This window comes from Zhihengliuella sp. ISTPL4 (genome assembly GCF_002848265.1).
Taxonomy (GTDB): domain Bacteria; phylum Actinomycetota; class Actinomycetes; order Actinomycetales; family Microbacteriaceae; genus Microbacterium.
The window spans coordinates 1,615,357-1,639,796 of the sequence record NZ_CP025422.1; the positions used below are offsets into that span (position 1 = coordinate 1,615,357).

The window sequence follows — 24,440 nt, forward strand, 5'->3', positions numbered from 1 at the left end:
TTGTGGCACGTCGCGAGCAATCGTCCACGATCCCGCGGTGGATCTTGGATGACTGTCGCACGCGCGGCATGCTGTCCTCATCGAGTTCGGCAAGGAAGGCGGACGGATGCACCCCCATGACATGCTCCCGCGGGACACCGCGGTACGACTGATCGCCGAGGACGGGACCACCCTCCCCGACGAGACCTACGCGCTCCCCGCCCCCGACGTCCTGCTGGCGGCCTACCGCGGCCTCGTCGAAGGCCGTCGCATCAACGATCAGGCCGGTGCGCTCGTGCGCCAGGGCCGCCTCGCGGTCTACCCGTCGTCGCACGGTCAGGAGGCCTGCCAGGTGGCCGCGGCGATGGTGCTCGGCGACACCGACTGGCTCTTCCCCACCTACCGCGACTCGGTCGCCGTGATCGCCCGCGGCGTCGCGCCTGCGGAGGCGATGGTGCTCCTCAAGGGCGACTGGCACTCGGGCTACGACGTCCGCGCGCATCGCGTCGCCCCGCAGGCCACCCCGCTCGCGACCCAGCTCCTGCATGCGGTCGGCTTCGCGCAGGCGGCGAAGCACCGCGGCGAGGACACCGTGGTGCTCGCGCTCTGCGGCGACGGCGCGACGAGCGAGGGCGACTTCCACGAGGCGATGAACTTCGCGGCGGTGTTCCACGTACCCGTCGTGTTCTTCGTGCAGAACAACGAGTTCGCGATCTCGGTCCCCCTCTCCCGGCAGACCGCCGCCCCTTCTCTGGCCCACAAGGCGATCGGCTACGGTATGCCGGGACAGCGCGTCGACGGCAACGACGTGGCCGCGGTCCTCGCGGTACTCACGGAGGCCGTCGACCGCGCCCGCGCCGGCGGGGGCCCCTCCCTCGTCGAGGCCCACACGTACCGCATGCAGGCGCACACCAACGCCGACGACGACACCCGCTACCGCGAACGCAAGGAGGTGCAGGCCTGGCTCGCCCGCGATCCGCTGCTCCGCCTGCGCGCGCACCTCACCGCGACCGGCGCCCTGGACGACGAGGCCGAGACGCGCTTCGCGGCAGGCGCGGAGGAGATCGCCGCCGCCATGCGCACCGCCCTGAACACCGATGCGGAGCTCGACCCGGAAGACCTCTTCCGCTTCGTGACCGCCACCCGCTCACCGCAGCGCGAGGAGCAGTGGCGGCTCCTCCGCGACGAGATCGAGCGTTCCCACCCCGCCGAGACGATGACGACCGGAGGCCCCCGATGACCATCGCCGAGCACGAGACGTCCGTCGCCCCGACGGACGCCGGCAGCGTCACGACCATGACCATGGCCGCCGCTCTCAACCGCGCCCTCGCTGACGCCCTCGCCGCCGACCGCGACGTGGTCGTGTTCGGAGAGGACGTGGGAGCCCTCGGCGGCGTGTTCCGCATCACCGACGGGCTCACCGCCCGCTTCGGCGAGGACCGCTGCTTCGACACCCCGCTCGCGGAGTCCGGCATCATCGGCACCGCCGTCGGCATGGCGATGAACGGGATGCGCCCCGTGGTCGAGATGCAGTTCGACGCCTTCGCCCTCCCCGCGTTCGAGCAGATCGTCAGCCACGTCGCGAAGCTCGGCAACCGCACCCGCGGCGGGATGCGCATGCCGCTCGTGATCCGCGTCCCGTTCGGCGGCGGCATCGGGGGCGTGGAGCACCACTGCGACTCGTCCGAGGCGTACTACGCGCACACGCCCGGCCTCACCGTCGTGAGCCCGTCCACCCCGCAGGATGCCTACTCGCTGCTCCGCGCGGCCATCGTCTCGCCCGATCCCGTGGTCTTCCTCGAGCCCAAGAAGCTCTACTGGTCGAAGGGCGAGGTCGACACCGCGGTGACCGCGGAGATCGGCGCGGCGCGCATCGCCAGGGAGGGCACCGACGTGACCCTCCTCGCGTACGGAGCCTCCGTGCCGCTCGCGCTGGAGGCGGCGGAGGTCGCCGCAGGCGAAGGACGCAGCGTGCAGGTGGTCGACGTGCGCTCCCTCTCCCCCTTCGACGACGAGACGGTCACCGCGGCGGTGCGGTCCACGGGACGCGCGGTCGTGATCGCCGAGGCCCCGGGATTCGTCAGCGTCGCCTCCGAGATCCAGGCCCGGGTGTTCGAGCGCTGCTTCGAGTACCTGGAGGCGCCGGTGCGGCGGGTGACCGGGTTCGACACCCCGTACGCGCCGCCGAAGTTCGAACACTGGTACCTGCCGGACGTCGATCGGGTGCTCGACGCGATCGACACGCTGCACTGGGAGGACGACGTATGAGCACCCCTGTGAAGACCGCCGCCCGCGTGTTCCGCCTGCCCGACCTCGGCGAGGGGCTCACCGAGGCCGGCCTCGTGCAGTGGCTGGTGGCCGTCGGCGACACCATCACGACCGACCAGGCGATCGCCGAGGTCGAGACCGCGAAGAGCGTCGTGGAACTGCCTTCGCCGTTCGCCGGAGTCGTGATCGCCCTGCACGGCACCCCCGGCGACACCATCGACGTCGGGGCCCCGGTGCTGGAAGTCGCCGACCCCGGAAGCGAGGAGACCGCGTCCGCGCCGGAGACCCCCGCCGCGCAGCCGGAGCACGAGGCGTACCGGCAGGAGGAGCGCGCGGGATCGGGCAACGTCCTCATCGGCTACGGCACGTCCGCGTCGGCCTCGACGGGCCGGCGACGGCGCCCCGCGGCGCCACGCCCCACGCCGGCACCGGCCTCGACAGCGCCCGCACTGGCAGCCCCCGCGACCGCTCCGGCGTCGCCCGCACCGGCCTCCCGCGAGCCCGCGCGACCCGCGCCGGTCGCCGTGCGGTCGCCGCTCGTGCGCCGCCTCGCCCGCGACCTGGGCCTCGACGTGCACGCGATCTCCCCCACCGGAGCGGACGGGGCGATCACCCGCGCCGACGTGCTGCGCGCCGCCGTGGACCACGCCGTGGACGGCGTCGCCGCGGCCCCGGCGCCGACCTCCGCGACCGCTTCCACCGGCGAGATCGACGGCCTCCCGGTCCGCAGCCGCGAGCGCCTGTCCTCGCTGCGCCGTACCGTGAGCGCCCGGCTCGCCCGCAGCCGCTCGGAGATCCCCGAGGCCACCGTGTGGGTCGACGTCGACGCCACCGAGCTCTGGGACCTCCGCGGGCAGATGGCTCCCGACGGCGCGAAGGCCCCGTCGATCACGGCGCTGCTCGCGCGCTTCGTGCTGCTCGCACTGGAGGACTACCCGGTGCTCGCCTCGCGGCTCAGCGACGACGGCTCCGAGCTGATCTCGTTCGACGGCGTGAACCTCGGCGTCGCGGCCGACACCGAACGCGGTCTCCTCGTCCCGGTCGTCGCGCACGCGCACCGGCTCACGGTCGCCGACCTCGACGCCGCCCTGCGCGAGCTCGCGGCCACCGCGCGCGCCGGCACCCTGCCGCCCGAGCGGCTCCGCGGATCGACCTTCACCCTCAACAACTACGGCGGGCTCGGCGTCGACGGCTCCGCGGCGATCATCAACCACCCCGACGTCGCGATCCTCGGCATCGGACGGATCATCGAGCGCCCCTGGGTCGTGGACGGGGCGATCGTGCCGCGTCGCATCGTCCAGCTCTCGCTCGTGTTCGACCACCGGGTCTGCGACGGCGGGTATGCGGCCGGATTCCTCCGCCGCGTGGTGGAGCTCATCGAGCATCCGCTCCGCGCCTTCGGGCGGGTCTGAGGTCGGCCCGGGCGGCGAACCCTCGTGGGCGGAGCGCCGATACGCTACGCTCGGCGATTACTGACCGATCATTCGGTAAGTCGTCGCCGACGTACCCGCGTCGGCGCTCCCCCCTCGCAGAACAACGGAGTTCGCATGACCTCAGCCACCGCAGCCGCCTCGTCGACCGGAAGGATGCCCGCCGAGGAACGGCGCGTCCTCGCCGGCACCCTCGTGGGGACGTCGATCGAATGGTACGACTTCTTCATCTACGCCCAGGCGGCGGGCCTCGTGCTCGCCCCGCTCTTCCTCGCCCCCATCGCGGAGTCGAGCCCCGGGCTCGCCCAGGTGCTCTCCTTCGCGACCATCGGCATCTCGTTCCTCTTCCGCCCGCTCGGCGCGATCATCGCCGGACACCTGGGTGACAAGCTCGGCCGGAAGAAGATGCTCGTCTTCACCCTCGTGATGATGGGGCTGTCCACCTCCCTCATCGGCGTGCTGCCGACGTACGCCGCCATCGGCGTCGCCGCTCCCATCCTGCTCATCCTCCTGCGCATCCTGCAGGGCTTCTCGGCCGGCGGCGAATGGGGCGGGGCAGCACTGATGGCCGTCGAGCACGCCCCGTCGGCGCGCCGCGGCCTCTTCGGCGCCTTCCCGCAGATCGGCGTGCCGGTCGGCATGATCCTCGCCACCTTCACCCTCTGGGCGCTCACGAGCTCGATGTCCCCCGAGGCCTTCCTCGAGTGGGGCTGGCGCATCCCGTTCCTGCTCTCGATCGTGCTCATCGCGGTCGGCTACGTGATCCGTCGCGCGGTCGACGAGAGCCCCGTGTTCGAAGACCTGCGTCGCCGCCGCAAGGAGGCCTCGGCGCCGCTCGGGCAGCTCTTCCGGGCGCACACGAAGCAGGTCGTGCTCACGGCCGTCATCTTCATCGCCAACAACGCCGCGGGCTACCTGCTGATCGCCTTCTTCGCGACGTACGCGGTGACGGGTCTCGGCATGGAGCGCCCGCCGGTGCTGCTGGCGACCACGCTCGCCTCGTTCGGCTGGCTGATCTTCACGTTGTGGGGCGGCGCGCTGTCCGACCGCCTCGGCCGCATCCGCACGTTCCAGATCGGGTACGTCGCCCTCGCGGTGTGGGCCATCCCGATGTGGTTCCTCATCGACACCGCGAACATCGTCTGGTACTTCGTGGCCCTGTTCGTCATGACGTTCGCGCTCGGACTCTCGTACGGCCCGCAGGCGGCGCTGTACGCCGAGATGTTCCCCGCGAACGTGCGCTACTCGGGCGTCTCGATCGGCTACGCCCTCGGGGCCATCCTCGGCGGCGCGTTCGCACCGATGATCGCGGAGGCGCTGCTGAACCAGTTCCACGCCGCGTGGACGATCGGCGTGTACATCGCCGTCGCGTCGATCATCTCGCTTATCGGCGTCTCGCTGGTGAAGGAGACGAAGGGCGTGGATCTCAGCGTCTGACTCCTGGTCCGGGATCGCGGCCGGCCGTATGCCTGTGCCATAATTACCTTACGATCGGTCAGTAATTCACGACCGGCCGCTCCCGGACCACACCAGGACGACGAAGTCAGGAGATCCGCATGCCAGAGGCCTACCTCGTCGGAGGGGTCCGCACCCCGGTCGGCCGCTACGGCGGCACCCTCTCCGCCGTCCGTCCCGATGACCTCGCGGCGCTCGTCGTCGGCGAGGCCGTGCGCCGCGCCGGGCTCGACCCGGCGCGTACGGAGCTGGACGAGGTCATCCTCGGCGCCGCCAACCAGGCCGGAGAGGACAACCGCAACGTCGCCCGGATGGCGGTGCTCCTCGCCGGTCTCCCCGACACCGTGCCGGGCATCACGGTCAACCGCCTGTGCGCCTCCGGGATGTCCGCCGTCACCATGGCCGCGCAGGCGATCCGCGCGGGCGACGCCGATCTCCTCGTCGCCGGCGGCGTCGAGTCCATGACCCGCGCCCCCTGGGTGCAGGCCAAGCCGGAGAAGGCGTGGGCGAAGCCCGGAGCCGCCTTCGACACCTCCATCGGCTGGCGCTTCCCGAACCCGCACCTCACCGCGCGGGACAAGGCCACCTTCACGATGCCGGAGACGGCGGAGGAGGTCGCCCGCGTCGACGGCATCACGCGCGCCGAGGCCGACGCCTTCGCCGTGCGATCGCAGCAGCGCGCCGCCGCCGCGATCGCCGCCGGCCGCTTCGCGCCCGAGATCGTCGGCGTGCCGGTCCGCGACGGCGAGGTGCTCGCCGACGAGGGCCCTCGCCCCGAGACCACCCTTGAGGTGCTCGCGCGCCTCCGTCCCGTCGTGGCCGGCGGAGAGGTCGTCACGGCCGGCAACTCCAGCGCCCTCAACGACGGCGCCTCGGCCGTGCTCGTGGCGAGCGCCGAAGCCGTCGAGCGCCACGGCCTGACACCCCGCGCCCGGATCGTCGTCGGCACCTCCGCCGCCCTGGCTCCGGAGATCATGGGACTCGGCCCGGTCCCCGCGACGGAGAAGGCGCTGTGCCGCTCGGGACTCTCCCTCGACGACATCGGCGCCGTAGAGCTCAACGAGGCGTTCGCCTCCCAGTCGCTCGCCTGCATCCGGCGGCTCGGCCTCGACGAGGACCGCGTGAACACCGACGGCGGCGCCATCGCTCTCGGCCACCCGCTCGGCTCGTCCGGCTCGCGCCTGCTCGTGACGCTGATGGGACGCATGGAGCGCGAGGACTCGCGCTACGGCCTCGCCACGATGTGCGTCGGCGTCGGCCAGGGCGCGGCCGTGATCCTGGAGAAGGTGTGAGGGGCGCGGACGAGCCGCTGCTCGTCACCCGCACCGCGGACCGCGTCGTCGCGACCCTGAACCGTCCGCACAAGCGCAACGCGATCGACCAGGCCACGATCGACGCCCTGCACGCGCTGTGCGCCGAGCTGGAGGAGACGCCGCGTACGCTCATCCTCATCGGCGCCGACGGGGTGTTCGCGGCGGGCGCCGACATCGCCGAGCTCCGGGACCGTCGCGCCGACGACGCCCGTCGCGGCATCAACGCCCACGCGTTCGTCCGCGTCGCGCAGCTGCCGATGCCCGTGATCGCCGCGATCGACGGCTACGCGCTCGGCGGTGGCGCGGAACTCGCCTACGCGGCCGACATCCGCCTCGCGACGCCGACGCTGAAGATCGGCAACCCGGAGACCGGCCTGGGGATCCTCGCCGCCGCCGGAGCGAGTTGGCGCCTCAAGGAGATCGTGGGCGACGCCCGCGCCATCGAGCTGCTGCTGACGGGCCGGACGGTGCACGCCGAGGAGGCCCTCCGCATCGGTCTCGTCTCCTCGCTGCACGAACCCGCAGACCTCCTCGACGCCGCCCACGCGGTCGCCGACCGCATCGCCCGCAACGACCCCGCGGCGACCATGGCGACCAAGCGGGTGTTCCGGGCGCCGCGCGACCAGCACCCCGCGGTCGACCTGGAGGAGCAGGCCGCGCTGTTCGAGAGCCCGGAGAAGCACCGCCGCATGACCGCCTTCCTGGAACGGAGAGACCGATGAGCACGCCCTCCTCCCCCGAAGCCGCAGCCCCGGCCCGCGTCGGCGTGCTCGGCGGCGGACGCATGGGCGCCGGCATCGCCCACGCGTTCCTCCTCGCCGGATCCCCCGTGACCGTCGTCGAGCGGGACGGCGACGCCGCCGCGGCCGCCGCCGCTCGCGTGCACGGGTCGATCGACGCCTCGCTCTCCCGTGGCACGGCGATCGAGACCGCCGAGGCGTACCGGGCCCGGTTCGCGACCGGGACCGACGCCGCACTGTTCGCGGACTGCGCCCTCGTCATCGAGGCCGTGCCGGAGGAGCTGTCGCTGAAAATCGACGCCCTCACCCGGGTCGAGCGCCACCTCGCCGACCATGCGGCCCTCGCGTCCAACACGTCGTCCATCTCGATCGACGAGCTCGCGGCGGTGCTCGACCGCCCCGAGCGCTTCCTCGGGATGCACTTCTTCAACCCGGTGCCCGCCTCGACCCTCGTGGAGGTGGTCCGTGGCGGCGCGACCGCGGAGACTCTCGTCGCGGACGCGGCCTCCTGGGTCCGCGCGCTGGGGAAGACGCCCATCGTCGTCGCCGACGCCCCGGGTTTCGCGTCGTCGCGTCTGGGCGTCGCCCTCGGCCTCGAGGCGATCCGGATGCTCGAGGACGGCGTCGCCTCCGCGGCCGACATCGACGCGGCCATGACCCTGGGCTACAAGCACCCCGTGGGACCGCTCCGACTCACCGACATCGTCGGGCTGGACGTCCGGCTCGGCATCGCCGAGTACCTCGCGGCACAGCTCGGCTCGCGTTTCGAACCCCCTGCCCTGCTGCGCCGCCTCGTCGCCGAGGGGCACCTCGGCCGCAAGAGCGGACGCGGCTTCTACGAATGGGACGACTGATGAAGGGAACCCCCATGACCGAGATCCTCCCCAGCTACGTGCAGGGCTCCTGGTGGACGCCCGCCTCCGACGCGGACGCCACCGAGGTGCGCGACGCTTCGACCGGGGAGACGGTGGCCCGCGTCTCCACCGCCGGCCTCGACCTCGGCGCGGCGCTCGACTTCGCGCGCACCACCGGTCAGGCCGCGCTCGGGGAGCTCACGTTCCACCAGCGCGCCGTCCTGCTCAAGCAGCTCGCGCTCGCGTTGACCGCCCGCAAGGAGGAGCTGTACGCGCTCTCCAGCCGCACCGGCGCCACCGCGCAGGACTCCTGGGTCGACATCGACGGCGGCATCGGCGTGCTCTTCGCGTACTCCAGCAAGGGCCGCCGCGAGCTGCCGAACGCGAAGGTCTACGTCGACGGCGCCGTGGAGAACCTGTCGCGAGACGGCTCCTTCCTCGGTCGGCACATCTACACCCGGCTGCCCGGGGCGGCGGTGCAGATCAACGCCTTCAACTTCCCGGTGTGGGGCTCGCTGGAGAAGTTCGCGCCGGCCTTCCTCGCCGGTGTCCCCACGGTCGTGAAGCCCGCCACTCCCACCGGCTATCTCACCGAGGCCATGGTGCGCGTGATGGTGGAGTCCGGTCTGCTGCCCGAGGGATCGTTGCAGCTCGTGTCCGGCAGTGTGCCGGACCTCTTCGACCATCTCCGCCTCGGCGACCTCGTCGCGTTCACCGGTTCCGCGTCGACGGCCGAGCGGCTCCGGGCGCACGACGCGGTGCAGACCGGCGGGGTCCGCTTCACCAGCGAGACCGACTCGATCAACGCCTCGGTCCTCGGCACGGACGCGGCCTCCGGCACCCCGGAGTTCGACGCCTACGTGAAGCAGCTCGTCGCGGAGATGACATCGAAGGCCGGGCAGAAGTGCACCGCGATCCGGCGGGCGATCGTGCCCGAGGATGCGGTGGACGACGTGATCGCCGCCGTGCGCGACCGGCTCGCCGCGCGGATCGTCGTGGGCGACCCGCGCGCCGAGGGCGTGACGATGGGGCCGCTCGCCTCGACGGCCCAGCGCGACGAGGTGCTCCGACAGGTGGCGCGACTCCGCGAGGGCGGCGGCGAACTCGTCATCGGCTCCCCCGAGACGCCGACGATCCGCCGTGCGGACGGCAGCGAGGGCCCCGCGGAGGACGGCGCGTTCGTCGCCCCGATGCTCCTGCGCTTCGCCGATGCGACGAGCCCGGCCGTGAACGAGATCGAGGCGTTCGGCCCCGTCTCCAGCATCCTCGGGTATCGCACGCTGGACGAGGCAGCGGCACTCGTGGCCCGGGGCGGCGGCTCGCTCGTGACGAGTGTCGCGACGCACGACCCGGAGGTCGCGACGACGCTGGCCGCGGGGATCGCGGCGTACAACGGTCGCGTGCTCTTCCTCGACCGCGACGACGCCCGCAGCTCGACCGGACACGGCTCCCCGCTGCCGAACCTCGTGCACGGCGGCCCCGGCCGCGCGGGCGGCGGCGAGGAGCTCGGCGGCATCCGCGCGGTGCTGCACCACATGCAGCGCACGGCGGTGCAGGGCTCCCCGGAGATGATGACCGCGCTCACCGGTGTCTGGCACCAGGGGGCCTCGGCCCGCCCGTTCGACACCGACGACGGCGTGCACCCCTTCCGGAAGTCGCTGGCGGAGCTGCGCATCGGCGATCAGGTCGTCAGCCCCTCACGCACCGTCACCCTCGACGACATCGAGACGTTCGCGGCGTTCACGGGCGACACCTTCTACGCGCACATGGACGAGGCGTCGGCGGCGGCGAACCCCTTCTTCCCCGGACGCGTGGCCCACGGCTACCTGCTCGTGTCGTGGGCGGCGGGGCTTTTCGTCGACCCGGCTCCCGGTCCCGTGCTCGCGAACTCCGGGCTGGAGAACCTGCGCTTCGTGACCCCGGTCTCCCCCGGCGACGAGATCCGCGTCGAGCTCACCGCGAAGCAGATCACGCCGCGGGAGACCGACGAGTACGGCGAGGTGCGCTGGGACGCGGTCCTGAAGAACCAGGACGACGAGCTCGTCGCGACCTACGACGTCCTGACTCTCGTCGCGAAGGAGCTCACCCCCGCCTGCCCCCGAGACCCCGGGTACTCGTCGAGGCCCCGCCCTTCCGACGCGGAGAGGGCGGGGCCTCGGCGCGAAGACGGGGGCTCGCGGGTCAGGGGTGGCGGAGGCCGTCGAGGGCGATCGCGACGACGTCGTCGGCGAGGCGATCGGCGCCCTCACGACCGCCGGGGCGGTACCACTCGACGATCGAGTTGATCATGCCGAACGTCAGGCGGGCCACGACGGCCGCGTCGATGTCGGAGCGCAGGGCGCCCTCGGCCTGCGCCTCCGCGACGAGGGCCGTGATGCGACGGTCGAACGCCCGCCGCCGGGTGAGGGCGCGGCGCTCGACGTCGGTGTTCCCGCGCACGCGCAGCAGCAGCGTCACCGCGGGGAGCTGGTCCACGAGCACATGCACGGCCCCGCGGAGCACGTGCTCCAGGCGGGCGACGGCGTCGGTCGTTTCCGCACCGTCCGGGAGCGGGGCGTCGACCACGGCCTCCAGTCCGCCGAGGGCGCTGTCGAGAGCGCGGTCGAGCATCTCGTCCTTCGACCCGAAGTGATGGTAGATCGCCGACTTCGACAGCCCGAGGCGCTCCGCGAGCATCCCGATCGAGGTCGCGTCGTAGCCGTGCTCGTTGAAGGCGGCCACCGCGACGGCGAGGATCCCCTGCTGGTCGTACCCGGGGCGGCCGCGCCGCGTGGTCTGCATCTCGGACATCCCCCTCAGTCTCGCACCGCCCGCCGCGCGCATCGCGGAGGTCGACGCCGAGACCCCCGCGTGTCAGCGCAGGTCGTAGACGCGCTTGTACTTGCCCTCGCTGCGCGGCAGCGCCCCCGGCTCCTCCAGGCGGACGGCGACCGACGAGCCGATGAACACCTTGATGCGCTGCACGAGCACCTGCGCCGCCGCCTCACACGTCTCCAGGGACAGGTCGGGGTGCCGCTCGATACGGACGGTGAGGGCGTCCATCCGCCCTTCCTTCGTCAGCTCCAGGATGAAGTGCGGCGTGAGCTGCTCGATCCCGAGCACCAGCTCCTCGATCTGCGTCGGGAAGAGGTTGACGCCGCGCAGGATGATCATGTCGTCGTTGCGCCCGGTGACCTTCTCCATCCGCCGCATACCCGGACGCGCCGTGCCGGGGAGCAGGCGGGTGATGTCGCGCGTGCGGTACCGGATGACGGGGAACGCCTCCTTGGTGAGCGAGGTGAAGACGAGCTCTCCCCGCTCGCCGTCCGGCAGCGCCTGCAGCGAGTCGCCGTCGATCACCTCCGGGAGGAAGTGGTCCTCCCACAGGTGCGGGCCGTCCTTGGTCTCGAGGCACTCGTTGCCGACGCCCGGCCCCATGACCTCGCTGAGCCCGAAGATGTCGAGGGCGTCGATGCCGAGCCGCTGCTCCAGCTCGTGCCGCATCTCGTTGGTCCAGGGCTCCGCGCCGAGCACCGCGACCTGGAGCGAGGTGGACCGCGGGTCGATGCCCTGCGCGGCCATCGCGTCGGCGATCGTGAGGAGGTAGCTCGGGGTGCACAGGATCGCGTCCGGCTCGAAGTCGCGGATGAGCTGCACCTGCCGCGCGGTCTGCCCGCCCGACATGGGGATCACGGTCGCCCCCAGCGCCTCGATGCCGGCATGCGCCCCGAGCCCGCCCGTGAACAGGCCGTAGCCGTAGGCGTTGTGCACCTTCATGCCGCGACGGATGCCGCTGGCGCGGAGAGACCGGGCCACCAGCGCCCCCCAGCGGTCGAGATCGCCGCGCGTGTAGCCGACGACGGTCGGGCGGCCGGTCGTTCCGCTGGACGCGTGGATGCGGGCGACGTCGGCCATCGGCACCGCGAACATCCCGAACGGATACGTCTCGCGCAGGTCGTCCTTGGTGGTGAAGGGCAGCCGATGCACGTCGTCGAGGGTGCGGATGTCGTCGGGGTGCACGCCCGCCTCGTCGAACTTCCGCGTGTAGAGCGGGACGTTGCGGTAGGCGTGCTGCACGGTCCACCGGAGGCGCTCGAGCTGCAGGCGCTCGATCTCGGCGCGGCTCAGCCGCTCCTCGGGGTCGAGCTCATCGGTCGTCGGCGGGCGGAGGGCGGAGGCGGGGGCGGTCATCGTCGACACGGGGACTCCTCGGAACGGGGGGATCAGAAGGTCTGGGAGGTGGTGCGGGAGCGGCCGCGGAATTCGGCGACCGCGTCGCCCTGCTCGTCCACGACCGTCACGTCGTAGAGGCCGGAGCGCCCGCTGCGGGTGCGGCGGACGGCCGTCGCGGTGAGCGTCTGCCCGGCGACGGTGGGCTTGAGGAACGAGATGTCGGCACCGGCGGCGACGGTCACCCGATCGTCCTCGTTGCAGGCGATCGCGAAGGCGGTGTCGGCGAGCGCGAACACGAGACCGCCGTGGGTGATCTGGAAGCCGTTGGTCATGTCCTCGCGGATGCGCATCGATACGACCGCGTGACCTGGGTCGTCGCGTTCGACGACGAGCCCGAGCATCGCCGAGGCCCGGTCGCGTTCCATCATGGCCCGGTTCGGCCGCACGGCCTCCGCCGTATCCGTCGCCTCCGTCATCGCCGACCTCCTCGTCGCGCTGGGACGGGACGACCGCGTCCCGTCCGCCCATAGTAACTGAACGATCGGTCAGTAACGCAAGGAGGTCGGCGGATCGAGCGGAATCGCTCAGTCGCCACCGCCGAAGACGCGAACTGCTGCGCTGCGCGCCTCCGCGGCGGTCGCCGCGCGGCTCGCACCTTCGGCCGCACGCCGGCACTCGTCCGGGCCCACCGCGTCGAGCGCGGCCGCCACCCGCCCGAGCGCGCGAGGCGTCATCGACAGCGAGGTCGCGCCGAGCCCCACGAGCACGGGGGCGAGTGCCGGGTCACCGGCCGCCTCCCCGCAGATGCCGACGGGCTTGCCCGCCGCGCGCCCCGCCGCCCCGACCGTCCCGATGAGCCGCAGGACCGCCGGCTGCCAGGGATCGTTGAGATCGGCGAGCGCACTCGACAGCCGGTCCGCGGCCAGCGTGTACTGCGCGAGGTCGTTGGTCCCGAGACTCACGAAGTCCACGACCTCGAACAGCTCAGCCGCCAGGAGTGCCGCCGCCGGGGTTTCGATCATGATCCCCGCTCTGTCCAGCCCCGCGGCACGGCACCGCGCGGCGAAGTCGGCGGCCTCGTCGACCGTGGCGACCATCGGCGCCATGACCTCCACCTCGGCGGACTCCGCATCGGCGGCCCTGGCGAGCGCGCGGAGCTGATCGTCGAGCAGGGCGGGCCGGCGACGGGAGAGGCGCAGACCCCGGACACCGAGCGCGGGATTGTCCTCGTCGTCGTCGTTCGCGAACGGCAAGGGCTTGTCGCTCCCCGCATCCAGCGTGCGCACGACGACCTTCCGCCCGGGGAATGCGCGCAGCACCCCGCGGTACGCCTCGACCTGCTCCTCGATGCTCGGCGCCTCCGTCCGGTCGAGGAAGCAGAACTCGGTGCGGAAGAGTCCGACCCCCTCGGCGTGCGCCGCGGCGGCACTCTCGGCGTCCGAGGCCCCGCCGACGTTGGCCAGGAGCGGTACGCGGGTCCCGTCCGCGAGACGGCCCCGTCCGTCGAAGGTCACCACGACCGCCGCGGCCCGCGCCTCGGCGATCTCCGCCTCGTCCGGGTCGACGTGGATCGTGCCGCGATCCCCGTCGACGAGGAGCATGGCCCCCTCGGGGATGCCGGTCGCCCCTGGCGCTCCGACCACGGCCGGGAGCCCCAGCGCCCGCGCGATGATCGCCGTGTGCGACGTGGGTCCGCCGTCCGCGGTCACGAGAGCGACGCAGCTCCCGCCGTCCAGCGCTGCCGTGTCGGCGGGAGCGAGGTCGGTCGCGACGAGCACGAACGGCTCGTCTCGTTCGGGGACGCCTGGCAGGTCCACCCGGAGGATCTCGGCGATCATGCGGTCGCGGACGTCACGGATGTCGGCGGCGCGTTCCGCCATCCTCCCGCCGAGAGCCGTGAGTGCGGCTTCGTGCGCCGCGGACGTCTCCCAGACCGCCCGCGCCGCCGTCCGCCCCTGTGCGCGCACGAGGGCGGTGGCTTCGGCGACGAGCTCCGGGTCCGAGGCGAGGAGCCGGGACGCGTCCAGGATCGCCCGCGCCTCTCCGCGGGCCCGCTCGGCGCGCGAGCGCAGCTGATCGGCGACGGCGACCGCCGCCCACTCGATCGTGGAGACCTCGGCCTCCCGACCCTCCGGCGGGACGACGGTCTCGGCATCCGGTTCGGGGAGTGCCGGTGCGAGGGACACCGCCCTCGCGGCCACACGTCCGGGGCTGACGCCGCGGCCCTGCAGCACGGATCCGGAGACGATCTCCGGTGCCGGCGCCGACTCGTGGTCGGCCCGGGCTCCCGCCTGGTCGTCGCCGGCGGTGGCGCGCGCGGGCGCGGGTGCGGGTGCGGTTCCGGGGCTGCCTGCGGCGCCCTCGTCCGTCTCGACGCCCTCGCCAAACCCGCCCTGGAAGAGCGACACCAGGCGGTCGATCGCCGCCTCCGCGTCGGCTCCCCGACCCGTGAGCTCGATCTCGGTCCCCTGACGTGCGCCGAGTGCGAGCAGCCGGGTCAGGCTCCCGGCCGCGGCTTCCGGGCCGTCCGGCAGCCGCCGCAGGCGCACGTCCGCGCCCGCCGCCGATTCCGCGATCAGGGCGGCGGGCCGGGCGTGGATGCCGAGAGGGTTGCGCACCCGCACACGACGGGACACCGTCTCCCCGGCCGGCTCCGACCCGTCAGGAGCGGGCTCCGCGGGCGACGTCTCGATGTCTTCTGCCGTCGCATCGTCCGTCGGGCCGAGCTGACCGGTCTTCGCGGCGAGGGCCGACGCGGCTTCGCCGGCGACCGCATCGAGGTCGCCCCCGGCCGCCGCGGCCACGACCGCGGCGAGGAGCCCCTCGACGAACGGCGCGGGCGCGAGCCGCACCGGCACGTCGCTGCTGCGCAATTCGAGCGCGAGCTCGGCGCTCAGCACGGCCGAACCGAGGTCCATGAGCACGAGCACGCCGTCGACGTCAGGGGCGAGCTCGTCGATCGCCGCCGACACCGCGACGGCGTCCGTCCCGAGGATCGGCGCGCCCTCCGCGTCCACACCCGCACCGGCCGCCACACGGACCTGCACGCCGCCGCCCGGCACCATCTGCAGGGCGAGTTCGAGTGCCGCCTCCCCGAGCCGGGCACTGTGGGAGACGGCGACGATCCCGATCATCCGGCGTCCGCGAGGGCCGCCGCGAGCGCCTCGAACAGGAGCGCGGTCGAGGCGGCACCGGGGTCGAGGTGACCGGCGCTGCGCTCACCGAGGTAGCTCGCCCTGCCCTTCCGGGCGACGAGCGGCACCGTGGCGTCGCGGCCGGCGACCGCGGCATCCGCCGCCGCCCTGGCAGCGGCCGCCGTATCCGCACCTCCGGCGAGGGCCGTGTCGAAGGCGTCCACCGCGGGGGCCATCGCGTCGAACATCGTCTTGTCGCCCGCCTCGGGCTTGCCCCGTGCGACGATGCCCTCGAGCCCCGCCCGCAGTGCGGCGGCGAGCGCCGGTCCGTCCAGTGTCGTCACCGCACCGGCGGACATCCCCATGCGCAGGAAGAACGTGCCGTAGAGGGGGCCACTCGCACCGCCCACCGAGCTCACCAGCGTCATGCCGACGGTCTTGAGCAGCTCGTCGATCGTCGCGGGCGTCGTCGCCGCGAGCTTCTCCCCGACCGCCGTGAAGCCGCGCGCCATGTTCGCACCGTGATCGGCGTCCCCGATGGCGGAGTCCAGTTCCGTGAGCCAGTCCCGCTGCGCCGTGACGGCTTCCCGGTACCGGGAGATCCAGTCGACGAGGACGTCGGTGCCGACGGTCGCCATCACGCGCCCCACCGCAGGCCGGGGGTGTTCACCGGGGCGTCCCACAGCCGCAGCAGCTCGTCGTCGGCCTTCAGCACCGTGACGGAGCACCCGGCCATGTCGAGGGAGGTGATGTAGTTGCCCACCAGGTTCCGCGCGATCTGCACGCCGGACTTCTCCAGGATCGCGGCGACCTCGCCGTACATGAGGTAGAGCTCGATCAGGGGCGTGGCTCCCATGCCGTTGAGCATCACGATCGCGGGTCCGGTGGCGTCGAGGTCGCCGAGGATGGGCTCGACGAGCTGCCGGGCGATCTCCGACGCCGGCGCGAGCGGCTCACGATGCCGTCCCGGCTCGCCGTGGATGCCGATGCCGATCTCCATCTGATCGTCGGGGAGGTCGAACGTGGGCTTCCCGGCGGCGGGCACCGTGCAGCTGGTGAGGGCCATGCCCATGGAGCGCCCCTGCCCGTTGATGCGCTTCGCGAGGTCGACGACCGCCGCGAGGTCGCGGCCCTCCTCCGCCGCGGCTCCTACGAGCTTCTCCAGCAGGACGGTGAGGCCGACGCCGCGACGGCCGGCGGTGTAGAGCGAGTCCTGCACGGCCACGTCGTCGTCCACGACGACCGTGCCGACCTCGATCCCCTCCATCGCCGCGAGTTCGGCGGCCATCTCGAAGTTGAGCACGTCGCCCGTGTAGTTCTTGACGATGTGCAGCACGCCGGCGCCGCGGTCGACCGCCTGGGTCGCCACCTGCCCGCGGTCGGGGGTGGGCGAGGTGAAGACCTCGCCGGCGACGGCCGCGTCGAGCATGCCCATGCCGACGTAGCCGCCGTGCAGGGGCTCATGGCCGGATCCGCCGCCCGAGACGACAGCCACCTTGCCCTGTTCCTTCGGTGTCGCCCGGGTGATGACGTGGTTCTCCAGGTCGACGGAGAGTTCGGGGTGCGCGGCGGCGACGCCCTTCAGGGACTCGACGAGGACGTCCTCCGGGGCGTTGATGAGCTTCTTCATCCTGCGATCTCCTTTGATGCGGCGTGAGTCTCGAGCAAAAATCCGAAAAGGATTCGTCAATGTCGAATATGCTCGGAGCCTGCCGGGTTGTCAAGATCGATCCGGCGACCGGAAACCCGGCTCGACGACGACCGGAAGGAGCACGGGCATGATCCAGGCGATCGACCGAGCGGCGAAGATCCTCGACCTGCTCCAAGGCGCCCGCCACCTCGGCATCACGGACCTGTCCGCGGCCCTGAGCCTTCCGCCGTCGACCGTGCACGGTCTGGTGAAGTCGCTGCGCGCGCACGGCCTCGTCGCGAAGGAGCGCGGCGGACAGCGCTACATGCTCGGCCCCACCCTGCTGCGCCTGAGCAACGTGTACCTCGACACCCTGGACGTGCGGGCGCGGGCGATGCGCTGGACCCAGGAGCTGGCGCGGCGGACGGAGCTGTCCGTGCGTCTCGGCGCGCCGCACCTCACGGATGTCCTCGTGATCCACCACAACCTTCGCCCCGACGACAGCCCGCAGATGCTGGAGACGGGGATGGCCGTCCCCGCACATGCCTCCGCGATGGGGAAGGTGCTCCTCGCCTACGACCAGGGCTTCCAGCAGAGCGTGTTCGCGGAGCCCCTGAGCAGCCTCACCGGCGACACCATCACTGACGTCGCCCGACTGACCCTCGAGCTGCCGGGGATCGCGGAGCGCGGGACGGCGGCCGAGACGGACGAGGCCGTGCTCGGCGAATCCTCCCTCGCCGCCCCGATCGCCGACGCCTCGAACACGATCGTCGCCGCCGTCGCCGTCGTGCTGCCGACGTCGGAGGCCCCCGCATCCGACGCGACCATGCACGCGCTGCGGGACACGGCACGGAACATCTCCCGCGAACTCGGCGCGACGACCTGGCCGCCACCCGTGGCCCCCGCCGAGGACTGACGGCGTCGGTTCGGGGACCGGTGCTCAGCCGCGCAGGCCGAGCGCGAACGGCAGCACGGCCGTGGCTCCGGCCTGCCGCACCGCGCGCGCCGCGACCGTCATGGTCCAGCGACTGTCGATGAGGTCATCGACGAGCAGCACCGGACCGGCGGGCACCTCCAGGTGCCCCACGTCGAACCGGTCCCACACCCCCGCGAGCCGGAACACGCTGTTCCCGCCCGCCTGCCCCGAAGGCCCTCCGCCGCGCCACTCCAGCGCGCCGAGGTACGGCAGCCGCCCGATCTCGGAGAGCCCGCGGGCGAGGGAGTCGACGAGCTGCGGATGCGACCGCGACGGCATCGCGACCACAGCCACCGGCCGCTCCGCCCAGTCCCACCCGGCGAGCACGCGCACGCAGGCCTGCAGCAACGCCGGGCTGATCGGCGCGTCCGGGGCACCTGCGCCGAAGATCTCGCGCAGCGTGCCGCCCCAGCCGAGGTCGGTGAGCCGGGCGAGGGCACGCCCCTCGTCTACCTGCTCTCCCGCGGGGATGCGTCCGCGCACCGGCACGTCCAGACGATCGGCGCCGGTCGGCCACGCGCGGCGAGGCTCGACCGGCACACCGACCCGGTCCAGGGATTCCGTCGCCTGTGCAGTCGCCGCCTGCGCGATCTCCGCCGGGAACCACACGCCCGCGCAGTTGTCGCACCGGCCGCAGGGGGCCGCGGTGTCGTCGTCGAGAGTCCGCTGCAGGAAGGCCATGCGACAGCCGTCCGTGCGCTCGTACTCGAGCATGTGCTCCTGCTCCGCGACCCGCTCCGCGACGATGCGCTCGTAGCGCTCGGCGTCGTACGTCCACGGCTGTCCCGTCGCGACCCAGCCGCCCTGCACACGGCGCACGGCACCGTCCACGTCGAGCACCTTCAGCAGCAGCTCGAGGGGCGTTCGACGGATGTCGACGACGGCTTCCAGCGCCGGGGTGGAGATCGGGCTGTCGCCGAGCGCCGCGATGACCCGTTCCGCACGCTCCCGATCGGGCATCGACGCGGTCGCGAAGTAGTGCCAGATCTCTCGGTCCTCGACGCCGGGGAGCAGGAGCACGTCCGCGCTCTCGCTGGCACGCCCCGCTCGTCCGACCTGCTGGTAGTAGGCGACGGGCGACGACGGGGCACCGAGATGCACGACGAATCCAAGGTCCGGCTTGTCGAACCCCATGCCGAGAGCGCTGGTCGCGACGAGCGCCTTCACCTCGTTGCGTTTGAGCATGCCCTCCGACTCCGCACGCTCCTCGGGGTCGGTCTGCCCCGTGTAGGCGCGCACGTCATGGCCGTGGTCGCGCAGGAACCGCGCGGTGTCGACCGCCGCCGCCACGGTCAGCGTGTAGATGATCCCGCTGCCGGGGAGGTCGTCGAGGTGACTGAGCAGCCAGGCCAGGCGGCTCGCCGAATCCTTGAGGCGGAGCACGCCGAGCCGCAGCGAGGTGCGGGCGAGCGGCCCCCGGATCGTGAGCACGGGCACCGCCTCCGCCCCGCTCGCGCCACCCGGCAGCGCGCCGAGCTGCTCGGCGACGTCCGCCACCACGCGACTGTTCGCCGTCGCGGTCGTCGCCAGCACGGGCACCTCGGCCGGCATCTGCGCGATGAGGTCCCGGAGCCGGCGGTAGTCCGGACGGAAGTCGTGCCCCCAGTCGCTGATGCAGTGCGCCTCGTCGACGACGAGCATGCCGAGGCGCGCGACCAGCGTCGGCAGCTGCTCCTCGCGGAAGGCCGGGTTGTTCAGCCGCTCCGGCGAGACGAGCAGCACATCGACCTCGTCGCGGGCGAGGCGCTCCTGCACCTCCGCCCACTCGTGGGCGTTCGTCGAGTTGATCGCGACCGCACGCACGCCTGCACGCCCGGCCGCCGCGATCTGGTCGCGCATGAGAGCGAGGAGCGGCGACACGAGAACGGTCGGGCCCGCGCCCTCTCGGCGGCGGAGCAGGGTCGCGACGAAGTACACCGCCGACTTCCCCCACCCGGTGCGCTGCACCACGAGCGCGCGGCGACGCCCCTGCACCAGCGCCTCGATCGCCTCGAACTGCCCGTCGTGGAAGTCGACGTCGGGGCGGCCGACGAGTTCGCCGAGGGCGGCGCGGGAAGCCTCGCGGAGGGGCACGGCAGTCGGGGAGGTCATGCCTTCCACTCTGCCGCAGGCCTCCGACAGGACCCTGCGAGCCGCCCGCTCTCGGTGGATGACCTGTGGAGAGGCCGTAGCGTGGAGGAATGATCACCCGCGAACTCGCCGTCGCGCTCCGCGATGCCGGTCTGACCTGGAAGCCCGCGGAGGGTGACCGGTTCCAGCTCGATCTGCCCGACGAGGTGGAGCTGGAGGCGGAGGCCGACGTCTTCACGGTGAGCGCGATGACCATCGAGGCGAGGCAGACGCCGGCCGGCACGGACCTCGCCTTCAACGGCACGACGGAGTGGGCGCTCGACGCCGTGACCCTCGCCGATGCGGTGTGGCTGCCGCGCGAGGACCAGCTGCGCGACCTCCTCCGCGGGACGTTCCGCGCCCTCACCCGCCTCCCCGACACGTTCCGCGTCGAGATCGAGCTCGCCGGTGCTCGCCTGCGGTTCGAGCACCCGGATCCGGCGGAGGCGTACGGCCGCGCGCTGCTGGCACTGATCTCGCGCTCCCGCTGACAGGCCCTGTTGAATCGGGCCGTCGCGTGTGTCAGAATTACCTAACGTTCGGTCAGTAAAGAAGGACCGGAGCCCGAGGAGTCGACGATGACCAGTCCCGCAGACCTGTCCCTCGTGGACGGCGAGACCTCCGACGAGGAACGCCTGTTCGACGAGCTGATCGCGAACGAGCAGCGCATCGAGCCGCGCGACTGGATGCCCGAGGCCTATCGCAAGACGCTCATCCGGCAGATCTCCCAGCACGCGCACTCCGAGATCATCGGCATGCAGCCCGAGGGCAACTGGATCACCCGCGCCCCGAGCCTCAAGCGCAAGGCGATCCTCATGGCGAAGGTGCAGGACGAGGCCGGGCACGGCCTCTACCTCTACTCCGCCGCGCAGACCCTCGGCATCACCCGCGACGAGATGATGGACCAGCTCATCTCCGGCAAGGCGAAGTACTCGTCGATCTTCAACTACCCCACCCCGACCTGGGCCGACATGGGCGCGATCGGCTGGCTCGTCGACGGCGCCGCGATCTGCAACCAGGTGCCGCTGTGCCGCGCCTCCTACGGCCCCTACGGGCGCGCGATGGTGCGCATCTGCAAGGAGGAGTCGTTCCACCAGCGCCAAGGGTTCGAGATCCTGCTCTCGCTCATGCGCGGCACCGACGAGCAGCGGCAGATGGCGCAGGAGGCGGTGGACCGCTGGTACTGGCCGAGCCTGGCGATGTTCGGGCCGCCCGACGACCAGTCCCCCAACTCCGCCCAGTCGATGGCATGGAAGATCAAGCGCTTCTCCAACGACGAGCTGCGTCAGCGGTTCGTGAGCATGCTCGTGCCGCAGGCCGAGGTCCTCGGCGTCACCCTCCCCGATCCCGACCTGCGGTTCGACGAGGAGACCGGTCGCTACGAGATGGGCGAGATCGACTGGGACGAATTCTTCCAGGTGTTGCGCGGCAACGGGCCGTGCAACGCCGAGCGCCTGGAGCGCCGCCGCACGGCGCACGACGAGGGTGCGTGGGTGCGGGAGGCCGCCGCGGAGTACGCGCGCAAGCAGCGATCCCGCCTGGTCCCCGAAGGGGCGGTGGCATGATGGCGACCCCCGGAGCCGTCGAACACGAACCGTGGCCCCTGTGGGAGATCTTCGTGCGGGCGAACCGCGGGCTGAGCCACGTGCACGTCGGCTCGCTGCACGCCCCCGACGCCGACATGGCCATCCGCAACGCGCGCGACCTCTACACCCGCCGGGGCGAGGGCGTGTCGATCTGGGCGGTCCCCGCCGAGGCGATCACCACGAGCGACCCCGACGCCAAGGGCGCGTACTTCGAGAGCCCCGCCGGCAAGAACTACCGGCACGCGGTGTACTACACCGCGTCCGAGGGGGTGCCGCACCTGTGACCCTTCGACACGCTCAGGGACCCCGCTCCGCTCAGGGAGTCGACGACGTGCACGGGGATGCGCACGGCGACGTCTCCGTGGACGAGCTGCGGCTCAGCGAGGAGCTCGCGGGCGCCGGCACGATCGCGGCGAGCGCCGACATCGCCGAATACGCCCTGTGGCTCGGCGACGACGCGCTCATCCTGTCGCAGCGGCTCGGCGCCTGGATCTCCCGGGCCCCCGAGCTGGAGGAGGACGTCGCGCTCGGGAACATCGCGCTCGACCTGCTCGGCCACGCCCGCTCCTTCCTGCACTTCGCGGGGACGTGGGACGGCCGGTCCGAGGACGACCTCGCCTACTTCCGCGACGAGCCCGAGTTCCGCAGCGCCTGGATCATGGAGCAGCCGAACGGCGACTTCGCGCAGACCATCGCGCGCCAGCTCGTCGCCTCGGTCTACCTCGTGGAGCTGTACACGGCCCTCCGCGCGAGCTCCGAGCCCACTTTCGCCGCCATCGCGGAGAAGGCCCTGAAGGAGGTCGACTACCACCGCGACCACGCCGTGCAGTGGGTGCTGCGGCTGGCGGGCGGGACGGAGGAGTCCCGACGCCGCATGATCCGCGCCCTCGCGGATGTGTGGCCCTACGTCGACGAGCTCTTCCGCGACGAGCCGTTGATCGACCGGCTCGGCGATGCGGCCGTGCGACCGTCGATCCTCCGCGCTCCGTTCGACGCGGTCATCGCCACCGTGTTCGCGGAGGCCGAGCTCACGGTGCCGGAGGTGTCGGCGTCGTCGGCGGGCGGCAGGAACGGCGCCCACGCGACCCCCTTCGGTCATCTCCTCGCCGAGATGCAGGTGCTGGCGCGGCGACACCCGGGGGCGTCATGGTGACCCGGACAACCGCCGATGTGGAGGCTCAGGCCTGGCGGATCGCCGCGTCCGTGCCGGACCCGGAGGTGCCGGTCCTCACGATCGAGGACCTCGGCGTGCTGCGGGCGGTCGAGCTCCGCGGCGAGCGCGTGGTCGTCGACATCACGCCCACCTACAGCGGGTGCCCGGCCATGGACACGATCCGCGACGACGTGGTGCTCGCGCTCACGGCCGCCGGCTTCGCGGACGTCGAGGTGCGGCTCGTGCTCTCCCCCGCATGGACGACGGACTGGATGAGCGACGCTGGGAAGCAGAAGCTCCGGGAGTACGGGATCGCCCCGCCCAGCGGTCGCGCGGCCGTGCCCGCCGGTCCGATCCGACTCGCCCTCAGCGTGCGCTGCCCTCGCTGCGGCTCGCTCGACACCCGTGAGGTCTCCCGCTTCGGATCGACCTCGTGCAAGGCGCTGTACGAGTGCCGGGCCTGTCTGGAACCCTTCGACCACTTCAAGGTGCACTGATGTCGCTGTTCTCCCCGGCTCCGGCGACGACGTCGGCGGCCGTTCCCGCCTCTCCCGCCCGCGCACGGAACCGCGCCCGGTTCCACACGCTCGAAGTCGAGGACGTCCGTCCGCTCACCGACGACTCCGTCGAGGTGACCTTCACGGTGCCCGCCGAACTCGCCGATGACTACGACCACCTCCCCGGGCAGTATGTGGCGCTGCGGACGACGCTGGACGGCGTGGAGGTCCGGCGCTCCTATTCGCTGTGCCGGGCGCCCGAGCATCGTACCGACGGCAGGCCGACCCGCCTGAGCGTCGCGGTCAAGCGCGACGAGGGCGGGGTGTTCTCCACGTGGGCCCAGACCGGCCTGCACCCGGGTTTCCGCATCGACGTCATGAGCCCCCAGGGCACGTTCACCTCCGGTCTCGACGATCTGGAGGAGAAGCACGTCGTCGGCATCGCGGCCGGCTCCGGGATCACGCCGCTGATGGCTCTTGCCCACACCGTGCTCTCCCGGTCACGGACCTCGCGGTTCACGCTGCTCTACACGAACCGCTCGACACTGGACGTGATGTTCCTGGAGGACCTCGCCGACCTCAAGGACCGCTATCCGACGAGGCTCACGCTGCACCACGTGCTGTCCCGCGAACAGCGCACCGCGCCGGTGCTCTCCGGCCGCATCGACGAGCCCAAGCTGCGGACGATCCTCGACGCGCTCATCGACCCGGCCGACGTGGACGAGTGGTTCCTGTGCGGACCGCTCGCGCTCGTCGACCTCTGCCGGGAGGTGCTGGCCGACGTGGGCGTGCCCCGCGAACACGTGCGCTTCGAGCTGTTCACGACCGGCGACGAGCCGGTGCGGGCCGCTCGGCCCGTCACAGTGCGCTCGGGCGAGAAGACGGTGCGGATCGAGGTGAACCTCGACGGCGTCTCGTCCACGGTGGAGAGCCCCGTCGCGGCGCGCGAGTCGGTGCTCAATGCCGCACTGCGGGTGCGCCCGGACGCCCCGTTCGCGTGCGCGGGCGGCGTCTGCGGCACCTGCCGCGCGCGCGTACTCGAGGGCAGCGTCACGATGACCGAGAACTACGCCCTGGAGCCCGACGAGCTGGAGCGCGGCTACGTGCTCACCTGCCAGTCCCATCCCACCAGCGACCGCGTGGTCGTGGACTACGACGTCTGAG

22 protein-coding genes are annotated in these 24,440 nt (G+C 72.4%); 15 read left to right on the top strand and 7 right to left on the bottom strand.

The features are described from left to right. Positions 1-106: 106 nt before the first annotated feature. The 8 genes from CYL12_RS07775 (at position 107) to paaZ (ending at position 10,324) form a co-directional block, all read left to right on the top strand. The gene (locus CYL12_RS07775) at positions 107-1,219 is read left to right on the top strand and encodes a thiamine pyrophosphate-dependent enzyme (RefSeq protein WP_101846982.1); all 1,113 of its coding nucleotides are present in this window, start codon (positions 107-109) and stop codon (positions 1,217-1,219) included. Further along, positions 1,216-2,247 carry an alpha-ketoacid dehydrogenase subunit beta gene (locus CYL12_RS07780; RefSeq protein ID WP_199399207.1) on the top strand — a complete coding sequence of 344 codons (1,032 nt, stop codon included), beginning with the start codon at positions 1,216-1,218 and terminating at the stop codon, positions 2,245-2,247. The genes CYL12_RS07775 and CYL12_RS07780 overlap by 4 nt, the downstream gene beginning before the upstream one ends. Continuing rightward, positions 2,244-3,659 carry a dihydrolipoamide acetyltransferase family protein gene (locus CYL12_RS07785; protein ID WP_101846984.1) on the top strand — a complete coding sequence of 472 codons (1,416 nt, stop codon included), beginning with the start codon at positions 2,244-2,246 and terminating at the stop codon, positions 3,657-3,659. Before CYL12_RS07780 ends, CYL12_RS07785 begins: the two co-directional genes overlap by 4 nt. A 135-nt stretch (positions 3,660-3,794) precedes the next feature. Next, positions 3,795-5,114 carry an MFS transporter gene (locus CYL12_RS07790; RefSeq protein WP_101846986.1) on the top strand — a complete coding sequence of 440 codons (1,320 nt, stop codon included), beginning with the start codon at positions 3,795-3,797 and terminating at the stop codon, positions 5,112-5,114. Positions 5,115-5,233: 119 nt separating this feature from the next. Then, complete coding sequence (locus CYL12_RS07795; protein WP_101846988.1) at positions 5,234-6,424, top strand: thiolase family protein; 1,191 nt, start codon at positions 5,234-5,236, stop codon at positions 6,422-6,424. Next, positions 6,421-7,167, top strand: a complete 747-nt coding sequence (locus tag CYL12_RS07800) for an enoyl-CoA hydratase/isomerase family protein (protein ID WP_199399208.1) — start codon at positions 6,421-6,423, stop codon at positions 7,165-7,167. The genes CYL12_RS07795 and CYL12_RS07800 overlap by 4 nt, the downstream gene beginning before the upstream one ends. Then, the gene (locus CYL12_RS07805) at positions 7,164-8,039 is read left to right on the top strand and encodes a 3-hydroxyacyl-CoA dehydrogenase family protein (RefSeq protein WP_101846990.1); all 876 of its coding nucleotides are present in this window, start codon (positions 7,164-7,166) and stop codon (positions 8,037-8,039) included. Before CYL12_RS07800 ends, CYL12_RS07805 begins: the two co-directional genes overlap by 4 nt. A 14-nt stretch (positions 8,040-8,053) precedes the next feature. Continuing rightward, a complete protein-coding gene (gene paaZ, locus CYL12_RS07810; RefSeq protein ID WP_233486861.1) occupies positions 8,054-10,324 on the top strand; it encodes a phenylacetic acid degradation bifunctional protein PaaZ in 2,271 nt (756 codons plus the stop codon). Here paaZ and CYL12_RS07815 read toward each other — a convergent pair. The 6 genes from CYL12_RS07815 to dhaK all read right to left on the bottom strand — a co-directional run bounded on the left by CYL12_RS07815 (position 10,221) and on the right by dhaK (position 16,955). Beyond that, on the bottom strand, positions 10,221-10,829 hold the full coding sequence (locus CYL12_RS07815) for a TetR/AcrR family transcriptional regulator (protein WP_101846992.1): 609 nt from the start codon (positions 10,827-10,829) through the stop codon (positions 10,221-10,223). The two genes, paaZ and CYL12_RS07815, sit on opposite strands and share 104 nt — an antisense overlap. Positions 10,830-10,892: 63 nt before the next feature. Beyond that, positions 10,893-12,209, bottom strand: a complete 1,317-nt coding sequence (gene paaK, locus CYL12_RS07820) for a phenylacetate--CoA ligase PaaK (protein WP_101848726.1) — start codon at positions 12,207-12,209, stop codon at positions 10,893-10,895. A gap of 32 nt (positions 12,210-12,241) precedes the next feature. Beyond that, positions 12,242-12,667, bottom strand: coding sequence for a hydroxyphenylacetyl-CoA thioesterase PaaI (paaI, locus tag CYL12_RS07825; protein ID WP_101846994.1), 426 nt, complete (start codon positions 12,665-12,667; stop codon positions 12,242-12,244). Positions 12,668-12,775: 108 nt separating this feature from the next. Further along, positions 12,776-15,325, bottom strand: coding sequence for a phosphoenolpyruvate--protein phosphotransferase (gene ptsP / locus CYL12_RS07830; RefSeq protein WP_101846997.1), 2,550 nt, complete (start codon positions 15,323-15,325; stop codon positions 12,776-12,778). Continuing rightward, on the bottom strand, positions 15,322-15,963 hold the full coding sequence (gene dhaL / locus CYL12_RS07835; RefSeq protein WP_101847000.1) for a dihydroxyacetone kinase subunit DhaL: 642 nt from the start codon (positions 15,961-15,963) through the stop codon (positions 15,322-15,324). Before dhaL ends, ptsP begins: the two co-directional genes overlap by 4 nt. Next, complete coding sequence (dhaK, locus tag CYL12_RS07840) at positions 15,963-16,955, bottom strand: dihydroxyacetone kinase subunit DhaK (protein ID WP_101847001.1); 993 nt, start codon at positions 16,953-16,955, stop codon at positions 15,963-15,965. The genes dhaL and dhaK overlap by 1 nt, the downstream gene beginning before the upstream one ends. 148 nt (positions 16,956-17,103) lie before the next feature. On the opposite strand from dhaK, the gene CYL12_RS07845 reads away from it, so the two are divergent. After that, positions 17,104-17,871, top strand: a complete 768-nt coding sequence (locus CYL12_RS07845) for an IclR family transcriptional regulator (protein ID WP_101847003.1) — start codon at positions 17,104-17,106, stop codon at positions 17,869-17,871. A 24-nt stretch (positions 17,872-17,895) separates the two neighbouring features. On the opposite strand, the gene CYL12_RS07850 is transcribed toward CYL12_RS07845, so the two are convergent. Next, positions 17,896-20,022 carry a RecQ family ATP-dependent DNA helicase gene (locus CYL12_RS07850; protein ID WP_101847006.1) on the bottom strand — a complete coding sequence of 709 codons (2,127 nt, stop codon included), beginning with the start codon at positions 20,020-20,022 and terminating at the stop codon, positions 17,896-17,898. Between the two features lie 89 nt (positions 20,023-20,111). On the opposite strand from CYL12_RS07850, the gene CYL12_RS07855 reads away from it, so the two are divergent. From CYL12_RS07855 to paaE, 6 genes are all read left to right on the top strand, one after another. Further along, complete coding sequence (locus tag CYL12_RS07855) at positions 20,112-20,531, top strand: pilus assembly protein CpaE (protein ID WP_101847009.1); 420 nt, start codon at positions 20,112-20,114, stop codon at positions 20,529-20,531. A gap of 87 nt (positions 20,532-20,618) precedes the next feature. Continuing rightward, a complete protein-coding gene (gene paaA, locus CYL12_RS07860; protein ID WP_101847012.1) occupies positions 20,619-21,605 on the top strand; it encodes a 1,2-phenylacetyl-CoA epoxidase subunit PaaA in 987 nt (328 codons plus the stop codon). Continuing rightward, entirely contained in the window at positions 21,605-21,910 is a 306-nt protein-coding gene (gene paaB / locus CYL12_RS07865; RefSeq protein WP_101848727.1) for a 1,2-phenylacetyl-CoA epoxidase subunit PaaB, read from the top strand. Before paaA ends, paaB begins: the two co-directional genes overlap by 1 nt. After that, positions 21,907-22,779, top strand: coding sequence for a 1,2-phenylacetyl-CoA epoxidase subunit PaaC (gene paaC / locus CYL12_RS07870; RefSeq protein WP_101847014.1), 873 nt, complete (start codon positions 21,907-21,909; stop codon positions 22,777-22,779). Before paaB ends, paaC begins: the two co-directional genes overlap by 4 nt. Then, positions 22,773-23,276 carry a 1,2-phenylacetyl-CoA epoxidase subunit PaaD gene (gene paaD, locus CYL12_RS07875; protein ID WP_101847016.1) on the top strand — a complete coding sequence of 168 codons (504 nt, stop codon included), beginning with the start codon at positions 22,773-22,775 and terminating at the stop codon, positions 23,274-23,276. The genes paaC and paaD overlap by 7 nt, the downstream gene beginning before the upstream one ends. Next, the gene (paaE, locus tag CYL12_RS07880; protein WP_101847019.1) at positions 23,276-24,439 is read left to right on the top strand and encodes a 1,2-phenylacetyl-CoA epoxidase subunit PaaE; all 1,164 of its coding nucleotides are present in this window, start codon (positions 23,276-23,278) and stop codon (positions 24,437-24,439) included. The genes paaD and paaE overlap by 1 nt, the downstream gene beginning before the upstream one ends. Position 24,440 lies beyond the last annotated feature (1 nt).

Excerpts from the sequence above, each read along its gene's own strand:
- dhaK (WP_101847001.1), bottom strand. The coding sequence starts at position 16,955 with ATGAAGAAGCTCATCAACGCCCCGGAGGACGTCCTCGTCGAGTCCCTG.
- CYL12_RS07780 (WP_199399207.1), top strand. The coding sequence starts at position 1,216 with ATGACCATCGCCGAGCACGAGACGTCCGTCGCCCCGACGGACGCCGGC.
- CYL12_RS07855 (WP_101847009.1), top strand. The coding sequence starts at position 20,112 with ATGATCACCCGCGAACTCGCCGTCGCGCTCCGCGATGCCGGTCTGACC.
- CYL12_RS07845 (WP_101847003.1), top strand. The coding sequence starts at position 17,104 with ATGATCCAGGCGATCGACCGAGCGGCGAAGATCCTCGACCTGCTCCAA.
- paaK (WP_101848726.1), bottom strand. The coding sequence starts at position 12,209 with ATGACCGCCCCCGCCTCCGCCCTCCGCCCGCCGACGACCGATGAGCTC.
- paaA (WP_101847012.1), top strand. The coding sequence starts at position 20,619 with ATGACCAGTCCCGCAGACCTGTCCCTCGTGGACGGCGAGACCTCCGAC.
- paaD (WP_101847016.1), top strand. The coding sequence starts at position 22,773 with ATGGTGACCCGGACAACCGCCGATGTGGAGGCTCAGGCCTGGCGGATC.
- CYL12_RS07795 (WP_101846988.1), top strand. The coding sequence starts at position 5,234 with ATGCCAGAGGCCTACCTCGTCGGAGGGGTCCGCACCCCGGTCGGCCGC.
- paaI (WP_101846994.1), bottom strand. The coding sequence starts at position 12,667 with ATGACGGAGGCGACGGATACGGCGGAGGCCGTGCGGCCGAACCGGGCC.
- paaZ (WP_233486861.1), top strand. The coding sequence starts at position 8,054 with ATGACCGAGATCCTCCCCAGCTACGTGCAGGGCTCCTGGTGGACGCCC.
- CYL12_RS07805 (WP_101846990.1), top strand. The coding sequence starts at position 7,164 with ATGAGCACGCCCTCCTCCCCCGAAGCCGCAGCCCCGGCCCGCGTCGGC.
- CYL12_RS07785 (WP_101846984.1), top strand. The coding sequence starts at position 2,244 with ATGAGCACCCCTGTGAAGACCGCCGCCCGCGTGTTCCGCCTGCCCGAC.
- ptsP (WP_101846997.1), bottom strand. The coding sequence starts at position 15,325 with ATGATCGGGATCGTCGCCGTCTCCCACAGTGCCCGGCTCGGGGAGGCG.
- paaE (WP_101847019.1), top strand. The coding sequence starts at position 23,276 with ATGTCGCTGTTCTCCCCGGCTCCGGCGACGACGTCGGCGGCCGTTCCC.
- paaB (WP_101848727.1), top strand. The coding sequence starts at position 21,605 with ATGGCGACCCCCGGAGCCGTCGAACACGAACCGTGGCCCCTGTGGGAG.
- dhaL (WP_101847000.1), bottom strand. The coding sequence starts at position 15,963 with ATGGCGACCGTCGGCACCGACGTCCTCGTCGACTGGATCTCCCGGTAC.
- CYL12_RS07815 (WP_101846992.1), bottom strand. The coding sequence starts at position 10,829 with ATGTCCGAGATGCAGACCACGCGGCGCGGCCGCCCCGGGTACGACCAG.
- CYL12_RS07775 (WP_101846982.1), top strand. The coding sequence starts at position 107 with ATGCACCCCCATGACATGCTCCCGCGGGACACCGCGGTACGACTGATC.
- CYL12_RS07850 (WP_101847006.1), bottom strand. The coding sequence starts at position 20,022 with ATGACCTCCCCGACTGCCGTGCCCCTCCGCGAGGCTTCCCGCGCCGCC.
- CYL12_RS07790 (WP_101846986.1), top strand. The coding sequence starts at position 3,795 with ATGACCTCAGCCACCGCAGCCGCCTCGTCGACCGGAAGGATGCCCGCC.